Source organism: Bradyrhizobium sp. AUGA SZCCT0431 (genome assembly GCF_018131065.1).
Lineage (GTDB): Bacteria > Pseudomonadota > Alphaproteobacteria > Rhizobiales > Xanthobacteraceae > Bradyrhizobium.
The window spans coordinates 24,538-44,666 of the sequence record NZ_JAFCLR010000012.1; the positions used below are offsets into that span (position 1 = coordinate 24,538).

The window sequence follows — 20,129 nt, forward strand, 5'->3', positions numbered from 1 at the left end:
TACTTCCCTAATTGAGCGCTTCTGATATCGCGGCATCCAGCGCGGCAAGCGCCGGCTTGAGGTCGCCCTTGAGATGAACCCGCAATGCGCGCCGGCCGCGTTCAGTCAGGACGTCGAAATCGCCGCGCGCCTGGGCCGCCTTGACGACGCCAAAACTCGCCTTCTGGCCGGGCACGGCCAGGTCCTTGGCGTCGTCGGCGGTGATCTGCAGGAACACGCCGCTGTCGGGCCCGCCCTTATAGGCCTGGCCGGTCGAATGCAGGAAGCGCGGTCCGAATTCGGCGCAGGTCGCCACATGCCTGACGTCACGCACCGCCAGCCGCATCTTCTGCAGCGTGTCGATCGAGCCACCGTCGCGCGCGATATAGGCCAGCAGCGCAAAATAGTCGCCGCTGCCCGGACGCGAGAGATGTGCCTTGATCCAGGATTCCAAAGTGCCATTGGCGCCGGCCTTGCGCAGCGCGTCCGCATTGGCTTCGTCGGTGTAGATGTCGGCCTCGGCTGTCGCGACCACCGGCTGCTCGGCCGGCAGTGCGCCGGTTTTCTCGAACGCCGCGGTCAGTTCGCGCGTCTTGATCTTGGCCGCCTCGACATCAGGCTGGTTGAACGGGTTGATGCCGAGGATGGAGCCGGCGACGGCCGTGGCCATCTCGAAACGGAAGAACTCCTGGCCGATATGGTCGATCGATTTCATGACGATGCGCACCACCGGATGTCCGGCGGCCTCGAGGGCGGCAAGCTTGTCGTCGTGCGCCGAATCGGCTTCGCCCTCGGTTCGGATATCGATGAAGAAGCGGTCGTCGCCGTAGATCGCGGGATCGGCGAGCGGTTCGCCGTCGATCGGGATCAGGCCCTTGCCGTCCTTGCCGGTGGACTCCGCGATCAATTGCTCGGCCCAGGCGCCGAAATCGGCGATCTTCTTCGACGAGGATATCGTCACCTTGTCGCGGCCTTCGAGCCCGGCTAACCCGAGCGCAAGTCCAAGCTGTACGCCGGGGTTTTCGTGCGGCGGCACGTCGGCGCCGCAGGAGCGCACCATCGCCAGCGTGTGCTTGATCAGGCTTTTGACATCGATGCCGGCGGCCGCCGCCGGCACCAGCCCGAACGGAGACAGCACCGAGTAACGTCCGCCGATCGATGGATCGCCGTAGAAAATGCGCGCGAAACCCTGCTTGGTCGCGACCTTCTCCAGCGACGAGCCGGGGTCGGTCACCGCGATGAAGCGATGGCCCGCCTTGTCAGCGCCGATGGTCCTGGAAACGCGATCGAAGAAATAATCCTTCATCGCATTCGGCTCGGTGGTGCCGCCGGATTTGCTGGAGACGATGAACAGGGTTTTTGCCAGGTCGACCTTCTTCTCCATCGCGCGCACCTGCGCGGGGTCGGTGGAGTCGAGCACGTGCAGTTTCGGGAAGCCCGATTTCTTCGGGAAGGTTTCCGCCAGCACTTCCGGACCAAGGCTCGATCCGCCCATGCCGAGCACCACAGCGTCCGAAAAGTTCTGCCCCTTCACGCGCCTGGCAAAATCCTCGTAATCGGCGACATCGGCGGCAGCCGGGCTGTTCAACCAGCCCAGCCACTTATTCTCGTCGTCATTGCTCCAGACCGATTTGTCCTTGTGCCAGAGCCGTCGGATTTTTGCTGACGCCCGCCAGTCCTCGGTGCCCTTCTCCACGGCCTTCTTGATGCCGTCGCCGAGCACGAGGTGCTGCTTGTCGATTCCGCCGCCAAGCGAAGCCGCGCGCTTGTGCGCGACGGCGCCGTAGAGCTTGTCGGCGGCGTCGGCGAATTGCTTGACGCCGTCCTTGACCAGTTCGGTGGTGATCGCATCGAGCGAGATGCCGGATTTTTCCAGCTCTTCCAGCACGCGGCGCGCGTCCTCGATATTTTCCTCGAGGCTGTCGCGCGACGTGCCGTGATCGCGGAACGCGTCGAGCGTCGCCGGCGGCACCGTGTTGATGGTGTTGGGGCCGATCAGTTCCTCGACATAGAGCACGTCGCTATAGTCCTTGTTCTTGGTGCCGGTCGAAGCCCACAACAGCCGCTGCGGCTTTGCGCCTTTGGCCTTGAGCTTGTCCCAGCGTGCGCCCGAAAACAGCCCCTTGTAGTCCTGATAGGCCATCTTGGCGTTCGCGATCGCGATCTTGCCCTTGAGCGCGCTCAGGCGTTCCTTTTCGCTGGGGTCGTTGGCCTTTGCGATCTTGTCGTCGAGCTGCTTGTCGACGGCGCTGTCGATCCGGCTGACGAAGAAGCTGGCGACACTGGCCACACCCGAGGGATCGCCACCCCCAGCGACGAGTTTCTCCAGCCCGTCGAGATAGGCTTCCGCCACCTGGCGATAGACCTCTTGCGAGAACAATAGCGTGATGTTGATGCTGATGCCTTCGCCGATCAGATGTTCGATCGCAGGCAGGCCTTCCGGCGTCGCCGGCACCTTCACCATCAAATTCTTGCGCTTGACGTCCTTCCACAGCCGCTCGGCCTCGGCGATGGTGCCTTTGGTGTCCATCGCCAGATAGGGCGAGACCTCGAGGCTGACGAAACCGTCCTCGCCCTTCAGCTGGTCGTAGACAGGCCGCAACACGTCAGCGGCGTTCTGGATGTCTTCAATGGCGACATGTTCGAACAGGTCGGCGACCGGGCGGTCGCCCTTTTTCAGCGCCTGGCCGATCGCGCCGTCATATTCGTCCGAACTGCCGATGGCCTTCTCGAAGATCGCGGGGTTCGAGGTCACGCCTTTGACGCCGTCGGTGTCGATCAAATTCTTCAGATCGCCTTTGGCGACGAAGCCGCGGGCGAGGAAATCCAGCCAGACGGCCTGACCGTGGTTTTCGAGTGCTTTGACGGGATTCATGATGCCTGTTCTGTCCGGTCGTCGGTTTTCGGGTTCCCCGGCAGCTTTCGGGTGCGAGGCGGGAATGTCAACACGTGGATGGCAAGTGGATGGCAAGTGGATGGAGTGGCTGCCGGTCGGAACGGGTGTATCCGGTGGGATAACGCCGCCTGCAGCCGTTCGATCCCCAGGATGAGCGCCCGGGGAGTCGGCGAAATCCAGCACAATTTTGTGACGGGAAAGCGGACGCCGCGATCACGATCGCAGATTGCGATCAGGGTCGCAAATAGAGATAGCCCTGCGATTGCAACTCGGCGATGCGCACCACGCCGCCCTGGTCGGCGGAAATGAAGCCCGGCAGCAGATCGGCGAGGCCGACTTTCTGGGATTTCATGGTGTTGCCGCAGACGGCGAGTTCAATTCCGGCCTTGGCGAACTGGCCGATATGCCGTGTCAGATCGGGATTGGCCGCGGACGCGTGGAACGCGCGCAGCGCCTGGCCGTGAACGACCAGAGCGATGGTGACGTTGTCGGGCCCGCCGACGCCGTCGAGATGGTTCTGGATGTTGCCGACGACAGAACTGACCTTGTCGAGGTCGTTGAGGTGATAGACCACTTTCAGTTTTTTCGTCGGCGGCGCCTCGGTCGCCGCGCTGGCGCGCGAGGCGGCAAAGGCGGCGCCGAAAGCGGACGCCGCGGCCCACAAGATGCTGCGTCGATGCATGGCGTCCTCCAACTCGATTGCCTTAAAGCTGTCACTTATGCCTGAGCGCCGCGAGTTCCTTGCGGTCGGTCACCAGCTCGGCACATTCGCGCAGATCGGCGCGATCGACCCGGAAAATCTTGTCGTCGGCGCCGGCTACCAGATCATTGCTGGCATCGTCGTCGGGCTTGCTGCGCTCCCAGATCCTGATCCGCTCCAGCCGGATGATGGCGGATTTGTCGTCCTTCATTGCGACATCGATGCCGCCGCCGTCGCAATCGATGCCGCAGCCGAAGCGGATCTCGTTGCCTTTGTCCTCGGCGACGACATGGTTGCAATAGCCGCTGGAGTCGAAATTGCCCGGCCGATGCCGATATTTGACGCCGATGCGGAAGGAATAATTGGTGATCTTCTCTTCCGGCGGATTTTCGGCGGTGACCAGCAGCTTCATCGCGCTGACTTTTTGCTTGGGATGCTGCGCCAGGTGGTTGGCGTCATAGCGGCGCACGAAGCAGGCATAGGTCTTTTGACCGAGGGGGCCGGCGAACATCCTGTTGTCGAAGGCCGCAGCTTTTGCCTTGTCGATACCGTCCTGGGCATGGCCGGGGCCGGCAAGCGAGGCCATCGCGGCCAGCGTGAGGGTACACAGGAAGATACGCTTCATGATCGTCTCTAAATGCCTGACACACCGATCGCCCGCACGGAAGCGGTGCGGCTCCGGGCGCCGCCAAGGCAAGGTGCGGCTTCGATCTGTTGATTGGTCGCAGGTGGCAGCGGCTGCGTTCAATTTCAGGGAGTTGGCGGGAAAACCTTGCTGCGGGCAGCCGCTTGCCTAAATATTGGGCGACGCGCCCATTCGCGCCCCATGATTTGCCCGCATTGTGCCTTGCACAATAAATCCCGGCCGGTGTCCAATTCGGGCCATGACCTGGAGCACCCCTGACCCAATTGGACGCAGCGCGGGTTTCGTTTTTGCGCCGCACTCAGGATCCGCTATTTGGTTGCGCCGGACTAATCCAAAAGTACTAGCGCGCGAGCCTCTTGTATCGGTCCGTCGCGCTCGGGACTTGATTACAGTCGCGATGAACGCCGCCTAGACGGCATTCATGCCGACGAGAGCGCAAACGTCACGCGTCGTGGTGAGCGGCATAAGCCCTGGAAACGGAATTCGCGCGTTCGGATTCGTCGAACGACACCGAACAGAGAGATGATCTACCGAGGATGACGCAGCCTGGAGTGATCTGGATCTCAGATCGTCCGTTATGGTCCAACGCGCTGAACGGGCGCCGCGCGCGGCGTGCATTAATGAATCGACAGGCATTGCGGCGGCGCGTGTTCAACCGCGCGAATTCTGCAGGTTCGTTCATCTACCTGAAAAACCAGTACTTCTCCGGATGCCGCATGTTGCACTCCGGTTACAGATTCAGTGGATTCCAGCACATTCTTGAGCTGGCGAGTCGTTTAGCATGACTATTGCATTGCGTGATGGAGTCACTCGCGTGTCAGATATCACATCTGCTGTTGGTGATTCGCGATTGGATACGCAGGAGGCTTGCCGGGGGCTTGGAACTTGGCCAGCGCATCCTACGTTATAGCTGAACCATGAGGAGATGAATCTATGTACAACGATTCTCTGTTCAACGCCTTCGCCCGCTCCTTCGAATCCAGAAGTCAGAGCGACATGTCGATGGCGGATTATCTGGAATCGTGTCGAAGCGATCCGCTTAAATATGCGAATGCGGCCGAACGGTTGCTAGCGGCAATCGGCGCACCTCAGATGATCGACACGGCCAGGGATCAACGCCTTGGCCGTATTTTTTTGAACCGCACCATGCGCACCTATCCGGCCTTTGCCGGCTTCTATGGCATGGAAGAAACGATCGAGCGCATCGTCGGGTTCTTCCGGCATGCCGCTCAAGGCCTCGAAGAGCGCAAGCAGATCCTCTATCTGCTCGGCCCCGTCGGCGGCGGCAAGTCATCGCTCGCCGAACGCCTGAAGGCGTTGATGGAAGTTCACCCCATTTATGTCTTGAAGGCCGGCGACGAGCTCAGTCCCGTCTTCGAAAGCCCGCTCAGCCTGTTTGATCCGGAAACACTCGGGCCGATGCTCGAGGAAAAATACGGCATTCCGCGCCGCCGCCTCACCGGGCTGATGAGCCCGTGGTGCTACAAGCGGCTCGAATCGTTCGGCGGCGACATCTCGCAATTCCGTGTCGCCAAGATCCAGCCGTCGCGGCTGCGGCAGATCGCGGTCGCCAAGACCGAGCCCGGTGATGAAAACAACCAGGACATCTCCTCGCTGGTCGGCAAGGTCGATATCCGCAAGCTGGAGACCTTTGCCCAGAACGACCCCGACGCCTACAGCTATTCCGGCGGCTTGAACCGCGCCAACCAGGGCATCCTCGAATTCGTCGAGATGTTCAAGGCGCCGATCAAGATGCTGCATCCGCTGCTGACGGCGACGCAGGAAGGCAACTATATCGGAACCGAGAATATCGGTGCGATCCCCTTTACCGGCGTCATTCTTGCGCACTCCAACGAATCCGAATGGCAGAGCTTCAAGACCAACAAGAACAACGAAGCCTTCATCGACCGCATCTGCGTCATCAAGGTGCCGTATTGCCTGCGCGTTACCGAGGAACAGAAGATCTACGAGAAGCTGATCCAGGGCTCCGAACTCGCCGCCGCGCCCTGCGCGCCGTCGACGCTGGAGACGCTGGCGCGCTTCTCGGTGATGTCGCGGCTGCGCCGTCACGAAAACTCCACCGTGTTTGCAAAGATGCGGGTTTATGACGGCGAAAGCCTGAAAGAGTCCGATCCCAAGGCCCGCAGCGTCCAGGAATACAAGGATGCCGCCGGCGTCGACGAAGGCATGGACGGCGTCTCGACCCGCTTCGCGTTCAAGGTGCTCGCCGCAACCTACAATCACGATACGTCGGAGGTCGGCGCGGATGCCGTTCACCTGATGTATGCGCTGGAACAGTCGATCCGTCGCGAGCAGCTCCCTGATGAGACCGAAAAGCGTTACCTCGAATTCATCAAGGCCGAACTGGTGCCGCGATATGCCGAGTTCATCGGAAACGAGATTCAGAAAGCCTATCTCGAATCCTATTCGGATTATGGCCAGAACCTGTTCGACCGTTACGTGGATTACGCCGACGCCTGGATCGAAGATCAGGACTTCAAGGATCCCGACACCGGACAATTGCTCGATCGTGAGTTGCTCAATCAGGAGCTGACCAAGATCGAGAAGCCTGCGGGTATCGCCAACCCGAAGGACTTCCGTAACGAGGTCGTGAAGTTCTCGCTGCGGTCGCGCGCCCAGAACAGCGGCAAGAATCCGGGCTGGACCAGCTATGAAAAGGTTCGCGAGGTGATCGAAAAGCGGATATTCTCGCAAGTGGAAGATCTGCTGCCCGTCATTTCGTTCGGCTCGAAAAAGGACGGCGAAACCGAGAAGAAGCACGACGATTTCGTCGCGCGGATGGTGGACCGCGGTTACACCGAACGCCAGGTCCGCCGGCTCGTCGAATGGTACATGCGCGTGAAGCAAGCCGGCTGAGGCGGATGCGAAGTGGTTGCTATTCACATCGTTGACCGGCGGCTGAATCCGGGCAGCAAGAGTCTCGAGAACCGTCAGCGGTTCCTGCGCCGGGCGAAGGCGCTGGTTCAGCAGGCGGTCAAGAAGACCTCGCACGACCGGGACATCAAGGATGTCCTGGAAGGCGGCGAGGTCAGCATCCCCCTGGACGGTATGGACGAGCCGCGGTTCCGCCGTGAGGGCGGTACCCGCGACATGATACTTCCTGGAAACAAGAAGTTCATCGAAGGCGACATCCTGCCGCGCTCGGGCGGCTCGGGCGGCAAGGCCGGTGGCGCGGGGGAGGGCGACAGCGAAGACGCTTTCCGCTTCGTTCTCAGCCGCGAGGAATTCGTCGACCTGTTCCTGGACGATCTCGAATTGCCTGATCTCGCCAAGCGCAAGCTTGCCGAGGTGGAGAGCGAAGGAATCCGCCGGGCCGGTTATGCGACGTCAGGTTCGCCGGCGAATATTTCCATTCCCCGTACCGTGAGCCGCGCGATGGCGCGGCGGGTGGCATTGCGGCGGCCGAAGCCGGAAGAGATTGCGGCCCTTGAAGCCGAGCTGCTGATTTGCGGCGACGAGGCGCGCCGCGCCGAACTGCTGGCCGAGATTGAAGCCCTGAAAGCCAAGGCCAAGCGGATCCCGTTCATCGACCCGATCGACATCCGATACCGGCGGTTCGAGACCACGCCGAAGCCGATTGCCCAGGCCGTGATGTTCTGCCTGATGGACGTCTCGGGCTCGATGACCGAGCACATGAAGGACCTCGCCAAGCGCTTCTACACGCTGCTCTATGTCTTCCTGAAGCGGCGCTATCGCCATGTCGAGATCGTCTTTATCCGCCATACCGACCGCGCCGAAGAGGTCGACGAGGATACATTCTTCCATGGCCCGGCATCGGGCGGCACGCTGGTGTCGAGTGCGTTGCAGGAAATGCACGAGATCGTGCGTTCGCGGTTCCGCCCGGCGGACTGGAATATCTACGCTGCACAGGCTTCCGATGGCGACAATTCCACGTCCGACGGCGAGGTGGCGGGCCGGCTGCTGACCGAGAAGATTCTCCCCGTCAGCCAGTTCTTTGCCTATCTCGAGGTCGGCCAGGATGCCGGCCTGACCTTCGAGATGCCGGATTCGTCGCTTTGGACGCTGTATGAGCGCCTGCGCCTCGCCGGTGCGCCGTTGTCGATGCGCAAGGTCTGCGAGCGCAGCGAAATCTTCCCGGTGTTTCACGATCTCTTCCAGCGCCGCGTAAGACAGGAGAGGGCACCATGACAGGCGATCGGCTGTTTCAGGGTGCTGATTGGGATTTCCCGACGCTGCAGCGGATCCATGACGCCTGCGAGGAGATCGCGGAGTCCGAACTCGGGCTCAATGTCTATCCGAACCAGATCGAGGTGATCACGGCCGAGCAGATGCTGGACGCCTATTGCTCGGTCGGCATGCCCTTGTTCTACAAGCATTGGTCGTTCGGCAAGCACTTCGCCTATCAGCAGGCTTCCTACCGCAAGGGCTTGATGGGTCTGGCCTATGAGATCGTCATCAACTCCTCGCCGTGCATCTCCTATCTGATGGAGGAGAACACCGCGACCATGCAGACGCTGGTGATCGCGCACGCCGCCTTCGGCCACAATCATTTCTTCAAGAACAATTATCTGTTCAAGCAATGGACCGACGCCGACGGCATTCTCGATTATCTCGAATTCGCCAAGACCTACGTCGCGCAGTGCGAGGAGCGTCACGGCCGGTTGGCGGTCGAACAGACGCTCGACGCGGCGCACGCGCTGATGTCGCATGGCATCAACCGCTATCCCGGCAAGAAGCTGCCCGACCTGCGCGTCGAGGAGAAACGGGCCCAGTACCGCCGCCAGCACGAAGAAAGCGTGTTCAATGATTTGTGGCGGACCATTCCGACCGGACCGGTCAAGAGCGTGGCAACGCTGAGCGCCGATCGCCGCCGCGCGCTGCTCGGCCTGCCGCAGGAAAACATCCTGTATTTCCTGGAAAAGACCGCGCCGCGCCTGGCGCCCTGGCAGCGCGAGCTGCTGCGCATCGTGCGGCACATCGCACAGTATTTTTACCCGCAGAGCCAGACCAAGGTCATGAACGAGGGCACCGCGACCTATGTTCATTACCGTATCATGAACCGGCTGCACCTGCAGGGGCAGCTCTCCGACGGCAATTTCCTCGAGTTCCTGTCGTCGCACACCAACGTCGTGTTCCAGCCCGATTTCGACAGCAAGTATTTCTCGGGCTTCAACCCCTACGCGCTTGGCTTTGCGATGATGCAGGACATCGAGCGCATCGTGACCAATCCCGAGGACGAGGATCGAGAATGGTTCCCGGATATCGCCGGGAAGGGCGACACGATGGGCGTGCTCCGCGATGTCTGGGCCAACTATCGCGACGAGAGCTTCATCAGCCAGTTCCTCTCACCGCGGCTGATGCGGCACTTCCGCATGTTCCATTTGCATGACGATCCCGCCGAGACCGCCGGCATCAAGGTCGATGCGATCCACGACGAGCGCGGCTATCGGCGCGTGCGCCGCGTGCTGTCGCGGCAGTACGACGTCGGATTCATCGATGCCAACATCGAAGTCGTCGATGTCGATCTCGCCGGCGATCGTCATTTGATGCTGCGCCATACCGTGCTGCACGGCGCGCAGCTCAACGACACCGATGCCAAGCGCGTGCTGCAGCACCTCGCCGACCTCTGGACCTACAACGTCTCGCTGGTCGAGGTCGACGCGACAGGCAAGGTGCTGAAGGAATATGTCGCCAACCCGCGCGGGCTGGCCGCGGTGGCGTAGCTACTCCGGCGTTCCCGCGATCCGAGCGATCAGCGCCCGCGCGTCGGCAATTTCGGCAGCTTGTGCGGATCGAATGTTGGTATGGGCTCGCTCGCCTCCGGGGGGCGCGCCTGCTCGTTGTAAATCAGCGTTCCCTCCAGGAGCAGGCCTGGGAACTGTTCGGCCGTTCCGATGTAGGTCGCTATCTTGCCGGTGCATGTTCCCTGCAGCTTAAGCTCGAGTTCTTGATCATCGCCAAATACAGTTGGCAGCCCGTCGGTGTGTTTTCTTGTGATGACGACCGCGGTGAATCGGTCTCCGTCGACTTCGCATGAGCCCTCGTAGGTCATGACGCCGTCGCGCCCCCAGATCCTGCCGTCTGCAACATGGACGATGCCAGTGCCCTGGCTTACCGGGGTCTTGAACCATGCCGCATAAGTGCCGTCCTTGAGCACGGCGGAACCTCTTCCTAGAGCGTTCACAAGCGGTCGATCATCGGCACGACCAGCCTAAGACTCCATTAATCGCCGCCCTCTCGGAAGGGGCGGCTTTTGTTTGCCGTAGTCTTACGGAGCAAAACTCCATTGTTCCGACGGGTTTCGTACACATCATATCGAGATGGGCCAGCAAATACGGGAAATCCGAGTATGCGAAAAGTGCCATGCTGAAATGCGGCTGTTAGGCAAGCTGCCCGCTATCGGGGCCAAACCACTCATCAAGGTTTTCCGTTGCTACCGGTGCAACCACATTGAGACGCGCACAATAAGGTCGGCTGCACTCGGCAGCCCCTTGCTTCGTACGTCCCGCTCTGCCGCAGGCCGGCGTTGATCTTTTCCAGCGCTGACGAGCCGGGGCACAATTCCCTGGCCGGCCGCTGTGCTCAGACGTCGAAAATCCTACTGGCGCGCAAGGAATGCGCGACGGGTACTGACGGTTCGCGCCCAGACTTCGTGAAATCTCCCGGCCAGACGCTTGTCAATGTGCGGACCGATCAGCTTTGTCATGGCAAAGTTGAGATCATCATACTCCCGCGCGCAGACTTCGGCTCGGTCCTTGGGGAGGAATTCCTTTTCGACGATGTCGGCGAACAGTTTCTTGTCCGCACCATAGGCGATGCACAAAATGTTGAACGTCCGCTGCGCCGGCGTCGAATGCTCACCTGAAAGCGCCCGGATCGGAACGGTGACCTGCGGTCCCGGCATCTGGATCGCATGGTGATAGGCGGAGCCCAGGATCATTCTGCGGGCCTCATCCTTGCCCAGTCGGAGCATCACGTAGGCGGCGAACTGATCGGCGGCGTCTTCCTCCCGGCCGAGCACCGGTATTTGCAGCATGTTGAAAACCGCATGCGCGGTCTCGTGCAAGAACACCGCGAGAATTGGGCCCAGCACCGTGTCCGCCCGGGATAATCCGCCGGGAAGGTCTTGCGGCGGCGCGCTCTTCAGGATGTCCGCCAGCATTTCGTAACACACGGTGATGACTTCATCGCCGTACCAGGCGTTTGCGGCGCCGTCGCAACCCGCGACCTTCAGCGTCAGCGGGTAGGAAAGGCGGAGTGGACTAAGCAGTTCCTGCAGGTGTTCGAGTGCGCGACCCTGCTTCATTTTGTCGTAGATCGGCAGGTGTGCCGGGTCCTTTGGCGACACATATTCGTACTTGATCTGGTTCGGCTTGCTTTTGGGGGCTGCGCTTGCATTGCCGACGGTCCAAAAGATCGCCGCCGCCAGGGCCGCGGCAATCGCGGCAGGTTTGTGCCTCATCATATTTCTCAATTATGAATGATAAAAAAATTACGGGGACAAGTGTATCGACGCGTGGTCGAGCAATCATAGCACGCCCGTCGGATTCCGTGGATAGCGAATCCGGTCGGGCTTGTTGTCAGCAGCCCGGTCGCGATGACTGCTTGTACGCAAGCAGGCACGCCAACCAATGCCTGCTTCCGAGGCTAAAGCTCATATCGCGGGATGCATCGACGTTGCGACCTGACGACTGCATGCCCTACCGCAGGCTGGCGTTGATCTTATCCAGCGCTGACGAGCCGGGGCACAATTCCTTGGCTTCCAGCGTATTGAGCGGCGTCTCGACGGTGTCGAGATGGGTGTGCATGTCTTCGGCGTCGGGATCGACATAGAGCAAGCCGGTCACCACCTGGCCCTTGGCGGCGTGCTTCTGCAGGAAGGTCATCGCCGCCAGCCGGTCATTGGCGTCGTAATCGGCGTCGATCTTGCGCAGCGCCAGCCTGGTGCCGTCGTGCTGATCCACCACCTGCACCGAGCCCGGGGCATAATCGACGGTGATGGGGTCACGGCTGGTGATGACGTCGAGGCGGTTGACCGCGTCATTATGTTCGCGGACGTAGTCAAAACTCTTGGTCGAGCCGGCGTGGTTGTTGAAGGCGATGCAGGGGCTGATCACGTCGATGAATGACGCGCCCTTGTGACGGATGGCGGCCGCGATCAGCGGCACCAGCTGGGTCTTGTCGCCGGAGAAGCTGCGCGCCACGAAGCTGGCGCCGAGCTGCAGCGCGATCGCCACCAGATCGATGGCGTTGTCGGTGTTCATCACACCCTTCTTGGATTTCGAGCCGCGGTCGGCGGTGGCCGAGAACTGGCCCTTGGTCAGGCCATAGACGCCGTTGTTCTCGACGATATAGGTCATGTTGACGCCGCGCCGGATCGAATGGGCGAACTGGCCGAAGCCGATCGAGGCGGAATCGCCGTCGCCGGAGACGCCGAGATAGATCAGGTCGCGGTTGGCGAGGTTGGCGCCGGTCAGGACCGACGGCATGCGACCGTGCACCGAGTTGAAGCCGTGTGAATTGCCGAGGAAATAGTCCGGCGTTTTCGAGGAACAGCCGATGCCGGAGATCTTGGCGACGCGATGCGGCTCGATCGACAGCTCGTAGCAGGCCTCGATGATCGAGGCGGTGATCGAGTCGTGACCGCAGCCGGCGCACAGCGTCGAAATCTTGCCCTCGTAGTCCCGGTGGGTGTAGCCGAGATCGTTCTTCGGCAGGCCGGGATGGTGGAATTTCGGTTTTGCAATGTAGGTCATGACAACACCTGCAGCTCCCGGCTCGTCATGGCCGGGCTTGTCCCGGCCATCCACGTCTTGGCCGGGAAAAAGGAAGACGTGGATGGCCGGCACAAGGCCGGGCATGACGCCGGAGAGATCAACACATAGATCATGACACGGCCTTGCGGAGAGGAGTCACTTTCAGTTGGTCCTGATGGTCGCCGATGGCGCTGGCGATGAAGCGCGCGGTGATCGGGGTGCCGTCAAAGTGCAGGATCGGCACCAGCCGGACGGGATCGATGCCGTTCTCGTTGACGATCAACTGGCGCAGCTGGGCGTCGCGGTTCTGCTCGACCACGTACACGAAGTCATGGTCGGCAATGAAGCTGGCGACGCTGGAATGGAACGGGAAGGCGCGGATGCGCATGCGGTCGAGCTGGTGCCCGCGCGCCTCCAGCAGGCCGATCGCCTCGTCCATCGCCGGCGCAGTCGAGCCGAAATAGATCACGCCGTATTTGGTCGGCTTGGCGGCGTTGGCCTGCAGCGGCCGCGGCACCATATCCTGCGCGGTCTCGAACTTGCGCACCAGCCGCTGCATATTGTCGGCGTAAACAGCGCCTTCTTCCGAATAGCGGGCATAGCGGTCGCGCGAGGTGCCGCGGGTGAAGAACGAGCCTTTGGTCGGATGCGTGCCGGGATAGGTGCGGTAGGGAATGCCGTCGCCGTCGACGTCGAGATAGCGGCCGAAATCGCGGCCGGGCTCGTCGAGCATCTCTGCGGTCATCACCTTGCCGCGGTCATATTGCCGGGCGTCGTCCCACTTCAGGGGACGGCAGAGCCGGTGGTTCATGCCGATGTCGAGGTCGAGCATCAGGAAGATCATGGTCTGCAACCGCTCGGCGAGATCGAATGATTGCGCTGCGAACTCGAACGCTTCCGCCGGGTCTTCCGGGAACAACAGGATATGCTTGGTGTCGCCGTGCGAAGCATAGGCGCAGGCGATGATGTCGCATTGCTGGGTGCGCGTCGGCATGCCGGTCGAGGGGCCGGCGCGCTGGATGTTCATGATCACGCCGGGAATTTCGGCAAAATAGGAAAGCCCGATGAACTCCGTCATCAGCGAGACGCCGGGCCCGGAAGTCGCGGTGAAGGCGCGCGCGCCGTTCCAGGAGGCGCCGATCACCATGCCGATCGATGCAAGCTCGTCCTCGCCCTGCACGATGGCGTATTTGGCCTTGCCGGTTTCGGGGTCGTGCCGCAGCTTCTTGCAGTGGCTGGTGAAGGCCTCCGCCACCGACGACGACGGCGTGATCGGATACCAGGCGCAGACGGTGGCGCCGCCATAGACGGCGCCGAGCGCGGCTGCGCTGTTGCCTTCCATGAAGATGCGGTCGCCGACCTTGTCGGCCTTCTTCACCTGCAGCCCGATCGGGCATTTCAGGTTTTGCAGCGCCCAGTCGCGGCCGAGATGCAGCGCGTGGACGTTGGAGGACAACAGCTTTTCCTTGCCCTTGTACTGTTCGGCGATCAATTGCTCGACGATCTTCGGGTCCATGTCGAGCAGGGCGCACATCGCGCCGAGATAGATGATGTTCTTGAACAGCTGGCGCTGACGCGGATCGGTATAGGTCGAGTTGGTGATCGCGGTCAGCGGCACGCCGATGACGTTGATGTCGGCACGGAATTTCGACGTCGGCATCGGCTTGGTGGAATCGTAGAACAGATAGCCGCCAGGCTCGATCGAGGCGACGTCCTTGTCCCAGGTCTGCGGGTTCATCGCCACCATCATGTCGACGCCGCCGCGGGCGCCGAGATGGCCTTCCTCGGTCACCCGGACCTCGTACCAGGTCGGGAGTCCCTGGATGTTGGAGGGAAAGATGTTGCGCGGGCTCACCGGCACGCCGTGACGCAGGATCGAGCGCGCGAACAGCTCGTTGGCGCTGGCCGAACCCGAGCCGTTGACGTTGGCGAAACGGACGACGAAGTCGTTTACGCTGCTGATCGGGCTTTGGACTGACATGTTGATCCCGCGTGAGTCATATCGATGAGGTACTTCTGCATGTCCCAGGCGCCGGTCGGACAACGCTCGGCGCAGAGCCCGCAATGCAGGCAGACGTCTTCGTCCTTCACCATGACGCGCCCGGTCTTGAGCCCGTCGGCGACATAGAGCGCCTGGTCGTGATGCGGCGAGGGCGCTTTCAGCCGGTCTCGCAGATCCTCTTCCTCGCCGTTCTCCGTGAAGGTGATGCAGTCCATCGGGCAGATGTCGACGCAGGCGTCGCATTCGATGCAGGCGGGCGCGCTGAAAATCGTCTGAATGTCGCAGTTCAGGCAGCGCTGCGCCTCGCCGAGCGCCAGCTTGACGTCGTAGCCGAGCTCGACCTCGGCGCGGATGTCCTTGAGGGCGATCACCTTGTCGCGGTGCGGCACCTTGTAACGCTTGTCGGCGGAGATGTCGTTGTCGTAGCTCCACTCGTGGATGCCCATCTTCTGCGACGAGACGTTCACTTCGGGAAGCGGGCGCTCGGTGATGTCTTCGCCGGAGCACATTTTGTGGATCGACAGCGCGGCGTCATGGCCGTGCGCCACCGCCCAGATGATGTTCTTGGGACCGAACGCCGCGTCGCCGCCGAAGAACACTTTCGGGTTGGTCGAAGCGAAAGTCTTGGCATCGACCTGCGGCATGTTCCACTTGTCGAACTCAATGCCGCAGTCGCGCTCGATCCAGGGGAAGGCGTTTTCCTGTCCGACCGCGACCAGCACGTCGTCACAGGGAATGGTCTGGTTCGGTTCGCCCGCGGGCACAAGGTTGCGCCGGCCCTTGGCGTCGTATTCCGCCTTCACCTTCTGGAAGGTGACGCCGATGAGCTTGCCGGCTACGTGCTTGAATGCCACCGGCACCATGAAATTGAGGATCGGAATGTCCTCGTGGATGGCGTCTTCCTTTTCCCAGGGGCTCGCCTTCATTTCCTCGAAGCCGGAACGCACGATCACCCTGACGTCTTCGCCGCCGAGGCGGCGCGCGGTGCGGCAGCAATCCATCGCGGTGTTGCCGCCGCCGAGCACGATCACGCGGCGGCCGATCTTCTCGACATGGCCGAACGAAACCGAAGCCAGCCATTCGATGCCGATATGGATATTGGCGGCGGCCTCCTTGCGGCCGGGGATGTCGAGCTCGCGGCCGCGCGGCGCGCCGGAGCCGACGAAGATCGCATCATAATTTTCAGCCATCAACGTCTTCAGGCTGTCGATGCGATGACCGCCCTTGAACTCGATGCCGAGGTTGAGGATGTAATCGGTTTCCTCGTCGATCACCGAATCCGGCAACCGGAACTTTGGAATCTGGCTGCGCATCATGCCGCCCGCCTTGGGATCGGCATCGAACACGGTGCAGTGATAGCCGAGCGGCGCAAGATCGCGCGCCACCGCAAGCGAAGCGGGACCGCCGCCGACCAGCGCGATGCGCTTGCCGTTCTTCGCCGATACCTTCGGCATGCGGTGCTTGACGTCGTCCTTGAAATCGGCGGCGACGCGCTTCAGCCGGCAGATCGCAACCGGTGTTTCCTCGACGCGGCCGCGGCGGCAGGCCGGCTCGCATGGGCGATCGCAGGTGCGTCCCAGAATTCCGGGAAACACATTCGATTTCCAGTTGATCATGTAGGCGTCGCTATAACGCCCCTCGGCAATCAAACGGATGTATTCGGGAACTGGCGTGTGAGCGGGGCAGGCCCATTGGCAATCAACCACTTTGTGAAAGTAGTCCGGCGCCGAGATGTCAGTCGGTTTCATTCCTACCTTTTCCGCGTAGCAATCCGAACGCGGCCTTGTTGCCTGAACGCTCAGTAGGCGTTCTTGTGGTTTTTGAATTGGATCATAGGCTTATCTTATCGGAGCTTAGAGCCATTCCAGATGAGTCACAAAGGCAAATTTGCGCGATCGCCAGCTTTCAATGCAGGCACGCGTGAACGTTAATACTCGCTGATATTATGCGGCGGTGCAGCATGAACGCACCGCATTGTCGCCAATGTTACGCGCGGGGCAGATCGCTCTTCGCGAGGTCCCACATCAGCCGGTAAACACCGCTTGTAACCACCAGCGGCTTGATCGCGGCGTTGTCGTTGAAGCGCGCTGTGGCCGCTGGGACCGCGCTGACATCGGTGGCGTCGATCAGCACGAACCAGTCGCCGGCGCCGGGATTGGGCGCTGCGGGGTCATCAGTGATGGGTTTGGACAGCGTCGGGTTGTTCTCCAGCAGGTGCATGGAGATGATGCCGTCGAGTTTTGCGGGATCGAGTTGATCCCGCAGTGCGGCACGTAATTTATCCTCGCCGCCGGCCGAAGGGCGCAGCCGGATGATGCCGAGCGCGGCGCCGCGGCCGGTGCCGCGGCTGATGGTGATACGCGAAACGCCCCGGATCATGTTCTTGAAGCGGGCAATGTTGGCCTTCGACCAGGTGGTCTGGTTGGCGAGCGCGGTGCGGTAGGTCGGGCTGTCCAGCACCTCGATGGTTTCGGTGGAATAAAGGCTGAGATATTTCGGGTCGCCGTCGTGCGCGACATAGCGCCGCGCTTCGAGGAAGCCGGGCATCGCGACGCGTTCCTCGAGATGTTCGCGGTCGTACCAGCGGTTGAATTCAGCCTCGTCGGCGGCATCGATGTTCATCGACGTCAGCAGCATGCCTTTTCCGGCTATCGGCATTTCGAAAATCCCTATCTGGTAATCCTGGAAGCCATGTCCGCGACCGCTTTCATCACGGCGTCGCGGACGCCGGGATCGTACAGCGTGTGGCCGGCGCCTTCGACCAGGCGAACCTCGGCCTCGCGCCACACCGCGGCAAGCGCATGCGAGGTCGCCGGTGGGCACAGCAAATCATAACGGCCCTGCACGATGATGCCGGGAATGTCAGCGAGCCTGCCGACCTCTTCAATCAGCTGGTTCGGCCTCATAAAGCAGTCATTGGCGAAATAATGCGCTTCCATGAACGGCGTGGCGGGCAGGGCGCGCGACGAGTTGACCGGATCGAGCCGGGCGCGGCCCGGCGCGTGCTCGGAGAGGATGCGTTCGGTCTCGCCCCATGCCCGTGCGGCCGGGCCATGCACGGCGGTATCGGGATCAAGGATGCGGCGGAAATAAGCGTCGATCGGTTGCATCCGCTCCGCTGGCGGCAACACGTCGAGGAAATCCGCATGCAGCGCTGGAAAGAAGCGCGGCAGCACCTCGAGGAAGCCATTCTCGATCTCCTTGCGGGTGCCGAGGAAGGTGGCGCGCAGCACGATGCCGGTGACACGGTCGGGATACGCTTGCGCATACGCCAGCGCCAGCGTCGCGCCCCAGGAGCCGCCGACGATCATCCAGCGCTCGAAGCCGAATTTCTCGCGGATTTTCTCCATGTCCGCAATCAGATGCGGCAGGGTATTGTCGTCACGCCGGCCCTTGGGGCGGCTGCGGCCGGCGCCGCGCTGGTCGAACAGCACGGCATGGAATCTTTCAGGATCGAACAGCCGGCGGTGATCGGGCTGGCAACCGCTGCCGGGCCCGCCATGCAGGTAGACTGACGGGATGCCGCCGATGCGGCCGACGCTCTCGACATAGATGTCGTGCCCATTGCCGACATCGAGCTGCTCCGAGGTCAACGGTGCAAACGGATCGGCGCGTTTGGCGGCTTTTCCGGCGTCGGCGTCAGGCGCCATGCTCGTCTTCCGTCTCCAGCGTGCCGCCGGCGAAATTGCGATAGAGGAAACGGTTATTGTCGGAGGCCGCTTCCTGCTCGGCCTGCTTGAAGATCTGCTCATGCATCGGCGACAGCGTGCAGGCCGGATCGGTATTGCCGGCATCGCCGGTCAGCGCAAAGGCCTGGCAGCGGCAACCGCCGAAATCGACTTCGCGGAACTCGCAGCTCTTGCAGGGCTCGGGCATCCAGCCGGTGCCGCGATAGCGGTTGAAGGCTTCGGAATTCTGCCAGATCCAGGCGATCGAGTGATTGGAGCGCACCGAAAGGAATTCGAGCCCGGTGATGCTCTCGGCGGCATGACACGGCAGGATCTTGCCCGCGGGCGAGATGTTGAAGAATTGCCGGCCCCAGCCACCCATGCATTTCTTCGGCCGCAGCGCGTAATAATCCGGCACGACGTAGTCGATCGCGAGAATGCCCTTCAGCCGCACTTCGGCTTCCTCGACGATGCGGCTGGTCTCCTCGATTTGCGCCACGGTCGGCATCAAGGCAGCGCGGTTCTTCAGCGCCCAGCCGTAATACTGCACATTGGCGACCTCGAGCCGGTCGGCGTCGAGATCGACCGCCATCTGGATGATGTCGGACAACTGATGCAGGTTCTGGCGGTGCATGACGGCGTTGACCGTCAGCGGCAGGTCGAGTTCGCGCGTCCACTTCGCAGCTTCGATCTTCTTGTCGTGAGCGTTTTTCAGCCCGGCGACCCGATCGGCCACCATGGGCTCGTTGCCCTGAAAACTGATCTGCACGTGGCACAGCCCGGCATCGGCCAGAGCAGACAGCTTCTGTTTTGTCAGCAACACGGCGGAAGTAATGAGATTGCTGTAGAGCCCGACATCGCTGGCGTGCTGGACCAGTTCGACCAGATCCTTGCGCGCGGTCGGCTCGCCGCCGGAGAAATGGATCTGCAGCACGCCGATTTCGGCGAGCTCGGTCAAAACCTTCTTCCATTCCTCGGTGGTGAGCTCGGTGCCACCGCGGTCGAGTTCGAGCGGATTGGAACAATAGGGGCATTGCAGCGGGCAGCGGTGCGTCAGCTCGGCCAGCACTGCGAGCGGAATGCCGAAGGTCTCCGCTGTCGAGCGCCGCTGCTCCAGCACCGAGAGCCCGTCATGGGGCGCGGTTGCCGCTTTGCCGTCGGTGAGAATGTCGCTCATGACGTCTTCTCGCGCGCTTCGGTCAGAAAGCCCTTGTCGGCGAGGTTCTGCAGCATCGCGATGACGTCGGTTGCAATTGCCTCGCGGGGCGCGGCGTATTTCGCGGTCAGCTGATCGATCATATCAGAGACGCTGCGAACACCGTCGCAAAGCTGCAGCACTTCGACCGCGATCTCGTCCGGCGCCAGCACGCGCTCCGGTGCCAGGATTACCCAGACCTGCCGCGTCTCATCGAATTTCAGCCTGGCGTGCCGCGGCAATTTCGGCCGGCTCGCCTCGCTGACACTGATGTTGCGGCTTACTGCCATCGATCGCTAATTCCT

Annotated in this window: 16 protein-coding genes; 4 read left to right on the top strand and 12 right to left on the bottom strand. The window is 61.7% G+C overall.

Features of this window, described 5'->3' with window-relative positions; translation table 11 throughout:
- Positions 1-7: 7 nt before the first annotated feature.
- The 3 genes from JQ567_RS13640 to JQ567_RS13650 form a co-directional block, all read right to left on the bottom strand.
- Positions 8-2,854 (bottom strand): bifunctional transaldolase/phosoglucose isomerase, encoded by a 2,847-nt coding sequence (locus JQ567_RS13640; RefSeq protein ID WP_212439295.1) that lies wholly within the window; start codon positions 2,852-2,854, stop codon positions 8-10.
- A 253-nt stretch (positions 2,855-3,107) separates the two neighbouring features.
- Entirely contained in the window at positions 3,108-3,557 is a 450-nt protein-coding gene (locus tag JQ567_RS13645) for a DsrE family protein (RefSeq protein ID WP_212266937.1), read from the bottom strand.
- 31 nt (positions 3,558-3,588) lie between these two features.
- The gene (locus JQ567_RS13650; RefSeq protein ID WP_212439296.1) at positions 3,589-4,200 is read right to left on the bottom strand and encodes a hypothetical protein; all 612 of its coding nucleotides are present in this window, start codon (positions 4,198-4,200) and stop codon (positions 3,589-3,591) included.
- 557 nt (positions 4,201-4,757) lie between these two features.
- On the opposite strand from JQ567_RS13650, the gene JQ567_RS13655 reads away from it, so the two are divergent.
- The 4 genes from JQ567_RS13655 to JQ567_RS13670 all read left to right on the top strand — a co-directional run bounded on the left by JQ567_RS13655 (position 4,758) and on the right by JQ567_RS13670 (position 9,926).
- On the top strand, positions 4,758-5,006 hold the full coding sequence (locus tag JQ567_RS13655; protein WP_212439297.1) for a hypothetical protein: 249 nt from the start codon (positions 4,758-4,760) through the stop codon (positions 5,004-5,006).
- A gap of 148 nt (positions 5,007-5,154) precedes the next feature.
- Complete coding sequence (locus JQ567_RS13660) at positions 5,155-7,098, top strand: PrkA family serine protein kinase (RefSeq protein ID WP_212439298.1); 1,944 nt, start codon at positions 5,155-5,157, stop codon at positions 7,096-7,098.
- A 21-nt stretch (positions 7,099-7,119) separates the two neighbouring features.
- The gene (locus JQ567_RS13665) at positions 7,120-8,391 is read left to right on the top strand and encodes a YeaH/YhbH family protein (RefSeq protein ID WP_212439450.1); all 1,272 of its coding nucleotides are present in this window, start codon (positions 7,120-7,122) and stop codon (positions 8,389-8,391) included.
- The gene (locus JQ567_RS13670; RefSeq protein WP_212439299.1) at positions 8,388-9,926 is read left to right on the top strand and encodes a SpoVR family protein; all 1,539 of its coding nucleotides are present in this window, start codon (positions 8,388-8,390) and stop codon (positions 9,924-9,926) included. The genes JQ567_RS13665 and JQ567_RS13670 overlap by 4 nt, the downstream gene beginning before the upstream one ends.
- 29 nt (positions 9,927-9,955) lie before the next feature.
- Here JQ567_RS13670 and JQ567_RS13675 read toward each other — a convergent pair whose 3' ends face one another.
- From JQ567_RS13675 to pqqD, 9 genes are all read right to left on the bottom strand, one after another.
- Positions 9,956-10,360, bottom strand: coding sequence for a hypothetical protein (locus tag JQ567_RS13675; RefSeq protein WP_212439300.1), 405 nt, complete (start codon positions 10,358-10,360; stop codon positions 9,956-9,958).
- A gap of 441 nt (positions 10,361-10,801) precedes the next feature.
- Positions 10,802-11,665: a DUF4344 domain-containing metallopeptidase gene (locus tag JQ567_RS13680; RefSeq protein WP_249165456.1), complete on the bottom strand. Its 864-nt coding sequence runs from the start codon at positions 11,663-11,665 to the stop codon at positions 10,802-10,804.
- Positions 11,666-11,903: 238 nt separating this feature from the next.
- Complete coding sequence (locus JQ567_RS13685) at positions 11,904-12,959, bottom strand: 2-oxoacid:ferredoxin oxidoreductase subunit beta (RefSeq protein ID WP_212439302.1); 1,056 nt, start codon at positions 12,957-12,959, stop codon at positions 11,904-11,906.
- A gap of 130 nt (positions 12,960-13,089) precedes the next feature.
- Complete coding sequence (locus JQ567_RS13690; RefSeq protein WP_212439303.1) at positions 13,090-14,940, bottom strand: 2-oxoacid:acceptor oxidoreductase subunit alpha; 1,851 nt, start codon at positions 14,938-14,940, stop codon at positions 13,090-13,092.
- Positions 14,910-16,709, bottom strand: coding sequence for an FAD-dependent oxidoreductase (locus tag JQ567_RS13695; protein ID WP_212439304.1), 1,800 nt, complete (start codon positions 16,707-16,709; stop codon positions 14,910-14,912). Before JQ567_RS13695 ends, JQ567_RS13690 begins: the two co-directional genes overlap by 31 nt.
- A 238-nt stretch (positions 16,710-16,947) precedes the next feature.
- Entirely contained in the window at positions 16,948-17,619 is a 672-nt protein-coding gene (locus JQ567_RS13700; protein ID WP_212439306.1) for a DUF4286 family protein, read from the bottom strand.
- Positions 17,620-17,630: 11 nt separating this feature from the next.
- Positions 17,631-18,611 (bottom strand): prolyl aminopeptidase, encoded by a 981-nt coding sequence (gene pip, locus JQ567_RS13705; protein WP_212439307.1) that lies wholly within the window; start codon positions 18,609-18,611, stop codon positions 17,631-17,633.
- Positions 18,601-19,806, bottom strand: coding sequence for a pyrroloquinoline quinone biosynthesis protein PqqE (pqqE, locus tag JQ567_RS13710; RefSeq protein ID WP_212439308.1), 1,206 nt, complete (start codon positions 19,804-19,806; stop codon positions 18,601-18,603). The genes pip and pqqE overlap by 11 nt, the downstream gene beginning before the upstream one ends.
- A complete protein-coding gene (pqqD, locus tag JQ567_RS13715) occupies positions 19,803-20,114 on the bottom strand; it encodes a pyrroloquinoline quinone biosynthesis peptide chaperone PqqD (protein WP_212439309.1) in 312 nt (103 codons plus the stop codon). The genes pqqE and pqqD overlap by 4 nt, the downstream gene beginning before the upstream one ends.
- Positions 20,115-20,129 lie beyond the last annotated feature (15 nt).